The organism is Corallococcus caeni (assembly GCF_036245865.1).
Taxonomy (GTDB): domain Bacteria; phylum Myxococcota; class Myxococcia; order Myxococcales; family Myxococcaceae; genus Corallococcus; species Corallococcus caeni.
The window spans coordinates 190,108-203,522 of the sequence record NZ_BTTW01000009.1; the positions used below are offsets into that span (position 1 = coordinate 190,108).

Consider the following 13,415-nt stretch of genomic DNA (forward strand, 5'->3'; position numbering starts at 1 on the left):
CCGGCTTTCAGTAGCAGTTGGGCGCGAACAGCTCGTCGTCCGACGCGGACACGAACTGGTCATCGCAGTAGCCCGACGCCAGCACGTGGCCGTTGCGCACGCAGCCGTCGTGGTTGGTGGCGTCCAGCGTGTACTGCGTGTCGCCACCGCAGCCGCCGCCGCAGCGGCCGAAGCAGTTGCCCATCACCTTGGGGCGCGACCAGTGGTCGGGCTCGCCGCACACCCAGGTGCTGCCGTTCAGGTAGTACTCGTCGCCGCTGCACGTCGTGTGGTCACCCAGCTGGGCGATCTGCTGGTTGCGTGCGTTGTCGAAGCCGCCCACGTTGCAGTCGTGCTTCGCGTACGAGTACCAGTTGTACGTGCCGCCACAGCTGCCCGTGTTCTTGCCGCCGCACTTCGCGTAGCTGCACAGCATCGTGTAGCCGCGGTTCTGCTCGCCCATCACCGTGCGCTTGAGCGTGACGCTGGTGGGCTGCTGCGCCCACAGGCCCACCGCGCGGCGCAGGTACATGGCCTCCGGCGCGGCCGCGTCACCCTGGGGCAGCCCCTGGTTCAGCGCCCCGTAGAACGCGCTCAGCACCTGGCGGTCCTGCTCCACCACCTGCGTGTCCTGCGTGTTCGCGTCCGCGAAGCCGTCCAGCGTGGACACGCCCGACGCCGGGTCCATCAGGCCCGTCAGCGTCATGCCGTGCATGCGCACCTCCAGGCGGTACACCCCGGGCTCCACCTCCCGCGAGGCGAAGGACACCGTCTGCCCGTCGTGCGCCCAGGTGCCCTCGGTCAGCCCCGTCCCGGCGGTGAGCGACAGCCCCTCGGGGGACGCCGGCGGGGCCTCCGTGCCCGCGCCACCACAGCCCCACAGCAGCAACGCCGCGACCGCACCACCCAGTGCCTTGCGCATCCGTTTCACCCTCCGGCCAGGACAACTTCCAAGAATTCGAGGCGAGCGCGGAATTACCGGGCGGCTGGACGGGACACAAGGCGGGGTGCGTCAGGGGGGGCGCCCGGGCATCCGGACGGTCCCGGAGGGCCGCCTGGCTGTTCACGGCGGACGGGCGCGGAGGGGCGCGGATGTGGCATGACGGGCCCGCGAAGCAGGTCGTTCCCCTTGTGGAGGAAGTCCCCTTGAAAATCCCCGCGCTCACCGTGGTGGCGGCGCTCGCCGCGACGGGTTGCTCCAACGGCAGCATCACGCAGAACCGCGAGGCCATGGCCCGCGTGGCCGCAAACTCGGCGAAGCCCCAGGTGGCACCCACCAAGGGCTCGGAGCCGCTGGCCGGCACGCCGGACGCCTTCAAGGCCCTGTGCAAGGCGGACCTGGAGCGCGCGCAGGCGCAGGTGGCCGCGCTGAAGAAGCTGGACCCCAAGACGAACAGCCAGGGCGTCCTCAAGGCGTACGACGAGGCGCAGACGGCGCTCATCAACGCGGCCAACCGCTCCAGCCTCACGCACGAGGTGCACCCGGACGCCGCCATGCGCGACGCGTCCCGCGAGTGCGAGCAGCAGGTGGACGCGGCCAACGTGGCGCTGTCACAGGACCGCGGCGTCTATGACGCGCTGTCGCTGGTGGACCTGTCCAAGGCGGACGCGCCCACGCAGTACTGGATGAGCCGCACGCTGCTGGACTTCCGCCGCGCGGGCGTGGACCGCGATGAAGCCACGCGCGCCCAGGTGAAGACGCTCAACGAGGAGATCCTCAAGCTGGGCCAGCAGTTCGGGCAGAACATCGCGGAGGACACGCGCAGCGTGGCCTTCACGCCCAAGGACCTGGACGGCCTGCCGGAGGACTACAAGAAGGCGCACGCGCCCGGCGCGGACGGCAAGGTGGTCATCACCAGCAACTACCCGGACTACTTCCCGTTCATGACGTACGCGAAGAACGCGAAGGCGCGCGAGAAGCTGTGGCGCACCTACCGCCAGCGCGCGTTCCCCAAGAACCAGGCGGTGCTCGCGCAGCTCATCGAGAAGCGCGACGCGCTGGCGAAGCTCCTGGGCTACGACAACTACGCGGCCTTCACGACCGAAACGCGCATGACGCGCACGCAGCAGGCGGCGGCGGACTTCATCGACCAGCTGGCGCAGGCCACGGAGGCCCGCGCGAAGAAGGAGATGGCGGACCTGCTGGCGCGCAAGAAGAAGGACGTGAAGGGCGCCACCGCGGTGGAGCCCTGGGACCAGGACTACTACGAGGACCGGCTGCGCGCGGAGAAGTTCGGGTTCGACTCGCAGGCGGTGCGGCCCTACCTGGAGTACGCGCGCGTGAAGGACGGCGTGATGGGCATCACCTCCAGCCTGTGGGGGGTGGCCTTCCAGCCGGTGAAGGACGCGAAGACGTGGCACGCCGACGTGGAGGCGTACGACGTGGTGGACAACGGCAAGCCGCTAGGCCGCATCTACCTGGACATGCACCCGCGCGACGACAAGTACAAGCACGCGGCGCAGTTCGACCTCGTCACGGGTGAGGAGGGCAAGCGGCTGCCGGAGGGCGTGCTGGTGTGCAACTTCCCGCGCCCCGGCGACCTGATGACGCACGACGAGGTGGAGACGTTCTTCCACGAGTTCGGCCACCTGATGCACGCCATCTTCTCCGGCCACCAGAAGTGGACGCCCATCTCCGGCATCTCCACGGAGCGCGACTTCGTGGAGACGCCGTCCATGCTGCTGCAGCAGTGGGCGGAGCAGCCGGAGGTGCTCAAGAGCTTCGCCAAGCACCACGAGTCCAACGAGCCCATCCCCGCGGAGCTGGTGGAGAAGCTGCGCGCGTCGAAGGAGTTCGGCCTGGGCCTGTACGCGCGCCGCCAGCTGTTCCTGTCCGCGGTGAGCCTCCAGTACTACTCGCGCGCGCCGGGCTTCGACACGTCCGCGGTGCTCTCCGAGCTGCAGAAGAAGCTGTCCCCCTTCCGCCACGAGTTCCGCGACGGCACCCACTTCGAGCTCGCCTTCGGGCACCTGGATGGGTACTCGGCCGCGTACTACACGTACCTCTGGTCCTCCGTCATCGCGAAGGACCTGGAGTCGAAGTTCCAGGAGGCCGGCTACCTGGACCGCGACACGGCCATGCACTACCGCAAGACGGTGCTGGAGCCCGGCGGCTCCAAGCCCGCCGCGGAGCTGGTGAAGGACTTCCTCGGCCGGCCGTACGCCTTCGAGGCCTACCGCGCGTACCTCGACGGCGCCCCGAAGACGACGGGCACCGCGAAGGAAACGAAGTAACGCTGTCGCTCGCATGAAGCGCCGCGCGCCGCCTGCCCCGTCCTCCGGGGCAGGAGTCGGCGCGCGGTGCCTTCCCGGTCCACGGGCGCTGCCCGGCCGCGGAACTCCCCTTCCCCACCCTGTCCCCCGCACATGCCCATCCCCGTCCCGGGGACGGAGCCCGGCGTCGCCCTGTCGTCACGGGGGCGCTGGTGAGCGTCTTGCTTTGAAGCACGCCCACCGGGGCCCTTTCGAGGCCCGGAGGAGGCGTGCTCGAGGTGACGGCCTGCGGTCGGAGATGGCGGAAGGTGGGCCTCGCGGCGGCGGCGGTGGTGCTGGCCGTGAGCTGCAACGGGACGCCTCCCAAGGCGCGGGTGCTGCCGGGGCCGGACGCGCCCGGTCCCACGGATCCGCAGGACGCGCAGTGCCGTGCGGCGGCGCGCGACCCGGGCCGCGTCACGCTGCACCGCCTCAACCGCGCTGAATACAACAACACCGTGCGCGACCTCCTGGGCGACACGGGCTCGCCCGCGAGCGACTTCCCGCCGGACGACCACGGCTTCGGCTTCGACAACAACGCGGACGTGCTCAGCATGTCCCCGCTGCTGATGGAGAAGTACTCGCACGCGGCGCAAGCGCTGGTGGAGGCCGCGTGGGCGCGAGGCGCGTTCGGCGCCTGCGTGCTCGACCCCGCCAAACCGGAGGCGTGCGCGCGCCAGCTGTTGAAGACCTTCGCGCGCCGCGCCTGGCGCCGGCCCGTCACCGCCGAGGAGGTGGAGCGGCTGGTCGCGTTCGTCACGCTGGCCCGGCAGCAGGGGGACGCGCCGGAGGTGGGCGTGAAGCTGGCGCTGCGCGCGGTGCTGGTGTCGCCCCACTTCCTCTTCCGCGTGGAGCTGGACCCCTCTCCCGCGTCCACCGCGCCGCACCCGGTGAGCGACCTGGAGCTGGCCAGCCGCCTGTCCTACTTCCTCTGGAGCAGCATGCCGGACGAGGCGTTGTTGCAGGTGGCGGAGGGCGGCCACCTGCACGAGCCGGAGGTGCTGGAGGCGCAGGTGCGGCGCATGCTGGCGGACCCCAAGGCCCGCGCGCTGGTGGACAACTTCGCGGGCCAGTGGCTCTACACGCGCGCGTTGGACTCCGCGCAGCCGGTGTCGCGCTACGGCTTCGACGAACCGCTGCGGGACGCCATGCGCCAGGAGATGCAGCTCGTCTTCCAGGAGTTCGTCACCGGCGACCACCGCCTCAAGGACCTGCTGGACGCGCCCTTCACCTACGTGAACGACCGGCTGGCCACGCACTACGGCCTGCCCATGCCGGGCACCCAGACAATGACGCGCGTGGAGCTGACGGGCCACCCGGAGCGCGCGGGCCTCTTCGGGAAGGGCTCGCTGCTCACCGTCACCGCCAACCCGGACCGCACGTCGCCGGTGAAGCGCGGCGTCTGGGTGCTGGAGCAGCTGCTGTGCAAGGCGCCGCCCCCGCCACCGCCCGACGCGGGCGGGCTGGCCCCGGCGGTGGACCCTACGCTCAACATCAAGGCGCGCATGGCGGAGCACCGCGCGAACCCGGGCTGCTCGGGCTGTCACGCGCTGATGGATCCGCTGGGCTTCGGCATGGAGAACTTCGACCCGGTGGGCCGCTGGCGCACGAAGGAGGAAGGCGGCGCGCAGGTGGACGCCAGCGGGGAGCTGCCCGGGGGCAAGACGTTCCAGGGCGTGGTGGAGCTGCGCGCGGTGGTGAAAGAGGACCCGGACCTGTCCGCGTGCATGACCCGGCACCTGCTCACCTACGCGCTGGGGCGCGGCGCGGAGGAAGAGGACCGCTGCACCGTGCGCGACATCTCCCAGCAGGCCGAAGGCCGGGGCGGACGGCTCACCGACTACATCCTCGCCATCGTCCGCAGCGACGCGTTCCTGCGGCGGCGCGGCGAGGCGGAGGCACCCAAGCCATGAACCGCACCCCTGTCCTGTCCCGCCGGACGCTCCTGCGTGGCATGGGCGCGCTGATGGCGCTGCCCCTGCTGGACGTCATGCGCCCGCGCACGGCCCGCGCCGCCACGCCGGCCCCGCGCCGCTTCGTGGCCTTCTACACGCCCTGCGGCATCCACATGCCCAAGTGGACGCCCGGCGGCGAGGGCGCGGACTACTCGCTGACGCCCACGCTCGCGTCGCTGGCGCCGGTGAAGGGCGACGTGCTGGTGCTGAGCGGGCTGGACAACCTGCCCGGCCGGCCTGACGGCGACGGTCACCACGCCGCCGCGACGGCCGCGTTCCTGTCCTGCGTGAAGGCGCGCAAGACGGAGGGCACCAACATCCGCACCGGCATCTCCATGGACCAGGTGCTGGCGAACGCGGTGGGCAAGGCCACGCGCTACCCGTCGCTGGAGCTGGGCATCGACCAGGGCCGGGGCATCGGCAACTGCGACTCCGGCTACGCGTGCCCGTACGCGAACAACATCGCGTGGGCGGGGCCGTCCACGCCCGTGCCCAAGGAGACGAAGCCCCGCGCGGCCTTCGAGCGGCTGTTCGCGGACTTCGACCCGAACGCCACGCAGGAGGAGCTGGCGAAGCGCAAGGCGTACGGCCTGAGCATCATCGACGCCGTGCGCGACGACGCGAAGGCGCTCCAGGGGAAGCTGGGTACCACCGACCGCAGCAAGCTGGACGAGTACTTCACCGGCGTGCGCGAGCTGGAGCTGCGCGTGAACGCGATGGACGGCGCCGGCCCCACGTGCGGCACCGCCGTGGAGCCCGCGGACAACGAGGACGTGCGCGAGAAGACGAAGGCGATGCTGGACCTCATCGTGCTCGCGTTCCAGTGCGACCTGACCCGCACGTGCACCTTCATGCTGGGCAACGCGCGCAGCCAGCGCGTGTATTCGTTCCTGGGGCTGTCCGGTGAGCACCACGCGTACTCGCACCACCAGCGGGCCCAGGCCAACTACGACGCGCTGGCGAAGATCGACAAGTGGGAGGTGGAGCAGTACGCGTACCTCCTCCAGCGCATGAAGGGCGTGCAGGAGGAGGGCGGGACGCTGCTGGACCACAGCGCCGTGTACTTCTCCAGTGAGATCGCCGACGGCAACATGCACGAGCACAAGAACCTGCCCATCCTGCTCGCGGGCCGCGCGGGGGGCGCCATCGCGCCGGGGCGGCACGTGCGCTACCCCGGCCAGCCGCTGGCGAACCTCTACATCGCGCTGCTCAACATGTTCGGCGTGCCCGCGACGACCTTCGGGGACGACGGCACGGGGCCCCTGTCCGGCCTCGGCGCGTAGGGCAGGAAGGCGCTCGGGCACCCCGGGGGCCGCCTGCTCCGCTCAGTGGAGCTGCGCTCGGGGCGCGCATGCGGAATGATTCCGCGCATGGCTCTTCCTGTGTCCCGTCGCGGGCTCGCCGTGTTGCTGCTGGCCCCGCTGCTCGGCTGTGGCTCCACCGCGAGCGCGCAGCGCCCGGTGTCCTCTTCCACGAAGCAGGCCGCGGCCAACGCCGCCGCGCGCAAGGTCCCCTCTGCCACGCCCGCGCCGCCGGAGGGCACGCGCAAGCCGACGCCCTCCGCCGCGGAGCTGAAGCGCGACATGGTGGCCGCGCACAACGAGGCGCGAGCGAAGGCCTCACGGCCCACGCCGAAGCCGGCGCTGCCCGCGCTCACCTGGTCCGACGAGGCGGCGCGCAAGGCGGAGGCCTACGTGAAGGAGTGCCGCTTCGAGCACAACCCGGACCGGGGCACCTTCGGAGAGAACCTGGCCGCCGCGACGCCGGACACCTGGACCACCGCGCAGGTGGTGAAGGGCTGGGCGGACGAGTCCGCCGACTACGACCACGCCAGCGGCAAGTGCAAGCCCGGGAAGATGTGCGGGCACTACACGCAGGTGGTGTGGCGCACCACGAAAGCGGTGGGCTGCGCGACGCGGCTGTGCACGAAGAACTCGCCCTTCGGCGGGAACGTGAAGACGTGGCAGCTCTGGGTGTGCAACTACGCGCCGCCGGGCAACTGGGTGGGCGAGAAGCCCTACTGAGCCGCGAGCGTGACGACCTCGATGCCGTTCGCCGTGCCCACGGCGAAGCGGCGGTGCGCGGAGTCCAGCGCGAAGGGCGGCGGGGGCGGCAGGTGGTGGCGGATGCTGGCCAGCACCTTCCCCGTGTCCAGGTCCTCCCAGCGCTGCACCACGCGGCCGGTGGTGCGGGACACGAGCTTCGGGTGGCCGAAGAAGTCCACCACGTGCTCCGCGTCCACGACCATCAGCGGGCCCGCGGGCTCCTCCAGCTCCACCTCCGACAGCTGCTTGCGCTCCGTGAGCGAGTACGTGCCCAGGTAGAACCTGTCGCCGTCGCGAGACTCGTCCACGCGGACGAAGACGAGCGTGTCCTTCGCACCGAAGGCCACGGACGTGAGGAAGATGCCGCCCTCCACGCCCTCCATCAGCGCGGCGCTGTCCAGCGACGCGGGCTCCTCCAGCGCGCGGGGCACGTCGAACACCGACGCCGCGTCCACCGGGTGCCAGATCCACCCCGCGCTCGCCAGGTAGCGCCCGTCCGGGCTGAACTGGAGCCTCGAGTGGAAGATATCCGCCGGGGTGTTGTCGCGCTTCGTGAGGCGCTCGCCCGTGGCGGCGTCCTCCAGCTCCACCACGCAGTACGACTCCGGGCAGTGCGCCAGCAGCGTGCGTCCGCTGGGCAGCGTGTGCAGGGCCACGGGGTAGTCGTGGACGTGCGCCTGGTAGAAGTCGCGCATCAGCTGCCGCACCACGCGCGTGCCTTCGAGCAGCAGCCCCGCCGTCCCCAGCGATTCGTACAGCACGCTGTAGCGGCCATCCGGGGACACCACCGCGCGGTCGAAGCGGTAGGCGTAGCGGATGTGCGGGTCGTCGGTGGTGCCGTCCAGACCGTAGCGCACCATGCCGCCCACCGGGTCCACCAGCGCGTCGCCGCTCCAGCACAGGGAGGACACGGCGCCCGGGGTCTTCAAGGTCTGTCTCTGGAAATCCATGGCGCCGGGGACGGGGGTGCCCGGCGCGTCCTGACCGGAGGGGGAAACCTCAGGCCGGAATCATCGTCAGCAGCTGCTGGGCCTTCGTGCGCAGCTCCTTGTCATTGCCCTGGAGGACCTGCTCCGCGTGGTGGCGGGCCTTCGCCGGCTCCCCCAGGCGCAGCGCCAGCGCCAGGTTGAAGTGCGTGGTGGGGTCCGTCGGATGCGCCTCCAGCACCGGGGCCAGCACGCGTGCTGCGAGCGCCGGGCCCTCCTGGGGAACGTGCTCCAGGTAGTGCACCGCCAGGTCGTTGGGCGCGCCCGTGTCCGTGGGCGCTCGCGCGACGGCCTCTTCCAGCAGCGTGCGCACCCGGCCGTGCTGGCCCGCGACGTCCAGCGCCCGCGCGAGCTGCCGGCGGGCCTCCACCGACTCCGGGTCGCGCTGAAGCACCTCTTCGAAGAGGGGCAGGGCCTCCGCCAGCTTGCCAGCGAGCAGCGCGGCCATGGCGTGCAGGCCGATGAAGTTGGGGTTCTCCGGCTCCAGCTTCCGCAAGCGCAGCGCGGCGGCCAGGGCGTTCTGCGTGAGCCCCCCGAGCAGCGACAGGTTGAAGATCTCCTCCCAGAGGGCCGCGTCGTCCGGCGCCAGCGTCAGCGCGTCCCGCAGCTCCTGGAGCGCGAGCCCCAGGTCCCCCGTCTCCAGATACGCCCGCGAGCGTTCCCACTGCGCGCGGTAGGACTCCTTCGCCATCGTGACCCTCAACCCCGGAACATCTTGTGGAACAGCCGCATGAACATGCCCGACTTGGGCGCGGTCTCCGGGCGGCCGGAATGCTGTTGCTGCGCCTGGGACTGGAGGTCCAGCTTCTGCTTCAGCTTCTTGAGGTCCGGATCGATGGAGAAGGTGCTGAACTCATCGTTCCCTTCAAGGGCTGTCTGGATCTTCCGCGCGCGGGATTCGTCGTGGCTCATGTCGCGTCTCCTGACCGGGTCCAGACCCTAGCACGGGGCACACCGGGCCCTCCTCATCCGGACAGCCCTCCTGTCCGCTTGCCCGCACACCCACCCGCGCGCGGATAATCCCTCCCATGCGACGCCCTTCCCGCTTCCGTCCCCTCTCCGCCGTCGGTCTGCTCACCCCGTTCCTCCTGCTCGCCTGCATCCCTGACGGGGACCCGGACGACTCGACCGCGGACGCGGGGCTGGATGGAGGCCTGCTGGCCGACGGCGGCACCGACACCGACGCGGGGACCGTGGAGCTCTCGCAGTTCGCCCGCGACATGCTGGAGGCCCACAACGCGGCCCGCGCCGCCGCGAAGCCCACGCCGTCCCCCGCGCTGGAGCCGCTCACGTGGGACCCCGCCGTGGCGGAGGTCGCCCAGAAGTGGGCGGACAACTGCGTGTTCGAGCACAACCCGAACCGGGGCAACGCGGGAGAGAACATCGCCTGGTCCAGCCCGGGCTACTGGGACACGAAGGGCGTGGTGAAGGCCTGGGTGGACGAGGTGGCGGACTACGACTACGCGAAGAACACCTGCAAGACAGGCGCGCAATGCGGCCACTACACGCAGGTGGTGTGGCGCAACACCCGCCGCCTGGGCTGCGCCATGCAGCGCTGCACCAAGAGCGGCTCCACGTCGGACTTCTACGTGTGCAACTACGCGCCGCCGGGCAACTACGTGGGCCAGCGTCCGTACTGAAGGACGCTGACCCCACCGTGAGCCCTCAGCGCTTGAGCGTGCGCGCGAGGAACGCGGACGTCTCCGCCCAGGCGGACGCGGCGGCGCGCTCGTCGTAGCGGGCGCCGGACGGGTTGGCGAAGGCGTGGTCCGCGTCGTACTCCACGATGCGGCTGCGCACGCCGGCCTCCTCCAGCGCCTTCTCGAAGGCCTGCACCGTCTCCGGCGGGATGGACTTGTCCTTCGTGCCGAAGATGCCCAGCACCTGCGCCTTGATGGTGGACAGCTGCTGGGGGTCCGTCACGGGGTGGCCGTAGTAGATGACGGCCGCGCTCAGCTCCGGGATGGCCATGGCGGTGCGCAGCGACCAGCCACCACCGAAGCACCAGCCGATGCTGCCGGTGCGCGGGGCCTGGATGCGCGGGTCGCCCTTGAGGAACGCGTGCGCGGCCAGCAGCGTCTTCGTGGCCTGGTCGTCGTCCACCTGCTTCACCAGCGCGAGCGCCTCGTCGGGGTTGGTGCCCACCTTGCCGTGGTAGAGGTCCACCGCGAGCGCCGCGTAGCCCTCCGCCGCCAGCCGGTCCGTCCAGGCCTGCACGTGCTCGTTGAGGCCCCACCACTCGTGGATGACGATGATGGCGGGCAGGGGGCCCTTCGCGTTCGGGGGCAGGCTCAGGTAGGCCTTGGAGCCGTCGGACAGCTCCACCTGCTGGCCCTTGCGCTCGGGGGCGGCGTCCTTGCGCAGGGTGTGCATGGCCTTGAACTCCTCCTCGGAGACAGCGCCCGTGGCGGACGGCGTGCGCGACACCTCCGCCGGCTTGCCCGTCGCGCAGGCGCCCAGCATCAGCGCCGCCGCCAGCACCCACGTGAGCCTCTTCATGTCCGGCCTCATCGTCGTCCGTGTCCTTTCCGGGCCCGCGCTTGCCGGCCCGCTCCGCGTGCGCTTCCGGGCGTAGCGCGGCGGAGGCGGAGGCGCCAGTGCGTTGAAGCTCTGGACGAAGCTCCGGAGGCCGGACGCGAAGAGGGCCGGCGCGAGGGAAGTCCCCCACGTCCGGCCCTCGTTCTCACCCCTCCCGCGAGCGGGAGGCGGTGGCTACTTCGTCGCCGGGGGCGGCTTGGTGGCCGGGGGCGGCTTCGCGCCGGGGGCCGGGGGGGTGCCCATGCCGCCGGGCATGCCGGGCATTCCCGGAGGAGCCTCGGGGGCCTTCACGATCTCCAGCAGCTCCACGTCGAACACCAGGGCGGCGCCGCCGGGGATGTTCGGGGGCGCGCCGCGGTCGCCGTAGGCGATGTCGGAGGGGCACACGAGCTGCGCCTTGCCGCCGACCTTCATCTTCTGGAGGCCCTCGGTCCAGCACTTGATGACGCCCTGGAGCGGGAACTGCGTGGGCTCACCGCGCTTGTAGGAGGAGTCGAACTCCTTGCCGTCCGCGAGCGTGCCCTTGTAGTGCACCTTCACGACGTCGGAGGCCTGGGGCTGGGGACCGGTGCCCGCCTGGGTCTCCTTGTAGATGAGGCCGGACTCGGTCTTCACCGCGCCGGGCTCCTTGGCCTTCTCCTCCAGGAACGCCTTGGCCTTCTCCTTCTCCGCGTTGGCCTTGCGCAGCGACCGCTCGCGCGCGAGGTCCTGGAGCTTGGGACCGTAGGTCTCCAGGTCCACGTCGGACTTCTGGCCCGTCACCTGCGCGGTGAGGCCGGCCTTCACGAACTCCAGCTCCTGCGGGGTCATGTCGAACACGCTGATGCTGCGGCCGATGGACAGGCCCAGCGCATACAGCGTCTTCTGCTCCTCGGTCTGCGGAGCGCCAGCGGCGCCCGCCGTCGTGGTGCCGGTGGCGGAGGTCTCGCCCGGCTTCGCACCCTGGCCCTGGCAGGCCGTCAGGCTCAGCATCGCCGCGATCAGGATCGTCTTCTTCATCATGATGTCGTCGCCTTTCCTTTGGCTCAGCGGCGGCCGACCGCCCCCCGCTGCATGCCTGGGGCGCGGTGTACTACAGAAAGTGCCCGGCATCCTCTTGGGAACCGTGCTTTCCCCGGAAGGGGGTCCACGCAGGTAGGACAACCGGCCGCCGGCCCCCCAAACCGGCGGAAAGGCTCCGGATTCCCGGCTACCGGGAGGAGCGTCCGCCGAAGGCGGCCTGGGCGACCAGGAGCAGGACGATGGCACCCAGGATGGCGCCGCCGAAGCCGGTGGGCTCCGGGTCGCGCCAGTTCGTCCCCCGCCAGACGGACGTGAGGAAGCCGCCCACGAAGGCCCCGGCGACGCCCAGGAGCGTGGTGCCGATGCACCCCAGGCGCTGGTTCCCCGGCAGCACGGCCCGGGCGATGAGCCCCGCGAAGAAGCCGAAGATGATCCACCCCAACAGCCCCATGACGTCCTCCCGTGCGGCGAGTGAAGGCCCGCAATGTGGCGCACGGGAAGCGAGGGCGGAAGTCCACCCCCGTGTGGCATAGGCTGCCGCGCGACCCATGAGCCCCCTCCGCCGTGCCACCCGGGATGACAACGCCGCGCTGCTGGACCTGTTCGGCGACGTGCCCATGACCGGGGACCTGGTGCTCAGCACGCAGCGCTCTCCCGACTACTTCGGCCTGTTTGCCATGCAGCGCGGCGAGGCGGAGGTCTGGACCCACGGGGACCCCTCCCGCCTGGACGGCATGGGGGCCATCCACGTCCGCGACGGGTGGCTGGAGGGCCGGCCCTGCCGAGTGGGCTACCTGGGCGACCTTCGCACCCGCTTCTCCGCGCGCCGCGCCCGGGGTCTGGCCCGGTTCTATGGGCCCGTCCTGGAGGAGACCTCCCAGCGCCACGGCGTGGACGTCTTCCTCACCGCCGTCATGGCCTCCAACGCCGCCGCGCTCCAGGCGCTCGTGCGCCGCGCGGCCTCACGGGAAGCGCAGCCGCACTACCACCTGATGCGCGCGTTCTCCGCCGTCTCCGTCCAGTTCGTCCTGCGCCGCAAGCCGCGCCGCGGCCGCTACACCGTGCGCCGGGCCACCGCCGCGGACGTGCCCGCCATGGCCGCGCTGCTGGACGCGGACCACCGCTCGCGCCCCTTCGGCTACCGCTATGACACCGGGGAACTGGAGCACAGGCTCGCGCGCTGGCCGGGCTTGCGCGTGGAGGACTCGTTCCTCGCGTTCGACCCGGCGGGACAGCTGGTGGGCTGCACCTCCGCGTGGAACCCGGACGCCGTGAAGCGCTACCGCGTGCTCGCGTACCGGGGCGGCATGAAGTGGGTGCGCCGGGGCTTCAACGCGCTGGCCACCGTCACCGGCGCGCCCCGCCTGCCCGCGCCCGGCGGCGACTTCCGCTACTTCTACCTCTGCAACACCAGCATCCCCTCGGAGGACCCCGCCGTCCTGCGCGCGCTGCTGGACGCCGTCTACGCCGCGTTCCACGGCCAGGGCTTCCACTTCTTCACCGTGCAGCAGGACGCCGCAGACCCGCTGGCCTCCGCCTTCGACGGCTTCCTCCAGCGGCGGCTGGACTTCCACCTCTACGCCGTCACGCCCGCCTCGCGCCCCCCGAGGACCTTCCCCGGGGGACGCACCGGCTTTGAAATCTGCCTGCCCTGACGC

At 71.3% G+C, this 13,415-nt stretch carries 13 protein-coding genes; 6 read left to right on the top strand and 7 right to left on the bottom strand.

What is annotated here, in order from left to right:
- Positions 1-7: 7 nt before the first annotated feature.
- Positions 8-901, bottom strand: a complete 894-nt coding sequence (locus AABA78_RS31980) for a hypothetical protein (protein WP_171421008.1) — start codon at positions 899-901, stop codon at positions 8-10.
- Between the two features lie 308 nt (positions 902-1,209).
- On the opposite strand from AABA78_RS31980, the gene AABA78_RS31985 reads away from it, so the two are divergent.
- The 4 genes from AABA78_RS31985 to AABA78_RS32000 all read left to right on the top strand — a co-directional run bounded on the left by AABA78_RS31985 (position 1,210) and on the right by AABA78_RS32000 (position 7,210).
- On the top strand, positions 1,210-3,213 hold the full coding sequence (locus tag AABA78_RS31985; protein ID WP_370469496.1) for a M3 family metallopeptidase: 2,004 nt from the start codon (positions 1,210-1,212) through the stop codon (positions 3,211-3,213).
- 287 nt (positions 3,214-3,500) lie between these two features.
- A complete protein-coding gene (locus AABA78_RS31990) occupies positions 3,501-5,144 on the top strand; it encodes a DUF1592 domain-containing protein (RefSeq protein ID WP_338269024.1) in 1,644 nt (547 codons plus the stop codon).
- Positions 5,141-6,469 carry a DUF1552 domain-containing protein gene (locus AABA78_RS31995; protein ID WP_338269026.1) on the top strand — a complete coding sequence of 443 codons (1,329 nt, stop codon included), beginning with the start codon at positions 5,141-5,143 and terminating at the stop codon, positions 6,467-6,469. The genes AABA78_RS31990 and AABA78_RS31995 overlap by 4 nt, the downstream gene beginning before the upstream one ends.
- A gap of 87 nt (positions 6,470-6,556) precedes the next feature.
- The gene (locus AABA78_RS32000) at positions 6,557-7,210 is read left to right on the top strand and encodes a CAP domain-containing protein (RefSeq protein ID WP_338269027.1); all 654 of its coding nucleotides are present in this window, start codon (positions 6,557-6,559) and stop codon (positions 7,208-7,210) included.
- Here AABA78_RS32000 and AABA78_RS32005 read toward each other — a convergent pair.
- From AABA78_RS32005 to AABA78_RS32015, 3 genes are all read right to left on the bottom strand, one after another.
- Positions 7,204-8,160, bottom strand: a complete 957-nt coding sequence (locus AABA78_RS32005; protein ID WP_338269029.1) for a WD40 repeat domain-containing protein — start codon at positions 8,158-8,160, stop codon at positions 7,204-7,206. The genes AABA78_RS32000 and AABA78_RS32005 overlap by 7 nt on opposite strands.
- Positions 8,161-8,230: 70 nt before the next feature.
- Positions 8,231-8,908 (bottom strand): tetratricopeptide repeat protein, encoded by a 678-nt coding sequence (locus AABA78_RS32010; RefSeq protein WP_338269031.1) that lies wholly within the window; start codon positions 8,906-8,908, stop codon positions 8,231-8,233.
- Between the two features lie 8 nt (positions 8,909-8,916).
- Entirely contained in the window at positions 8,917-9,129 is a 213-nt protein-coding gene (locus tag AABA78_RS32015) for a hypothetical protein (protein ID WP_171421279.1), read from the bottom strand.
- A gap of 116 nt (positions 9,130-9,245) precedes the next feature.
- On the opposite strand from AABA78_RS32015, the gene AABA78_RS32020 reads away from it, so the two are divergent.
- Positions 9,246-9,857, top strand: a complete 612-nt coding sequence (locus AABA78_RS32020; RefSeq protein WP_171421280.1) for a CAP domain-containing protein — start codon at positions 9,246-9,248, stop codon at positions 9,855-9,857.
- 25 nt (positions 9,858-9,882) lie between these two features.
- Here the strand turns inward: AABA78_RS32020 and AABA78_RS32025 are convergent, their stop codons facing one another.
- The 3 genes from AABA78_RS32025 to AABA78_RS32035 form a co-directional block, all read right to left on the bottom strand.
- Entirely contained in the window at positions 9,883-10,716 is an 834-nt protein-coding gene (locus AABA78_RS32025) for a dienelactone hydrolase family protein (RefSeq protein ID WP_338269034.1), read from the bottom strand.
- Positions 10,717-10,929: 213 nt separating this feature from the next.
- Entirely contained in the window at positions 10,930-11,754 is an 825-nt protein-coding gene (locus tag AABA78_RS32030; RefSeq protein WP_338269280.1) for an FKBP-type peptidyl-prolyl cis-trans isomerase, read from the bottom strand.
- A 190-nt stretch (positions 11,755-11,944) separates the two neighbouring features.
- Positions 11,945-12,208, bottom strand: a complete 264-nt coding sequence (locus tag AABA78_RS32035) for a GlsB/YeaQ/YmgE family stress response membrane protein (RefSeq protein ID WP_120527673.1) — start codon at positions 12,206-12,208, stop codon at positions 11,945-11,947.
- 97 nt (positions 12,209-12,305) lie between these two features.
- Here AABA78_RS32035 and AABA78_RS32040 point away from each other — a divergent pair, with 97 nt between their 5' ends.
- Entirely contained in the window at positions 12,306-13,412 is a 1,107-nt protein-coding gene (locus AABA78_RS32040) for a GNAT family N-acetyltransferase (RefSeq protein WP_338269036.1), read from the top strand.
- Positions 13,413-13,415: the final 3 nt, after the last annotated feature.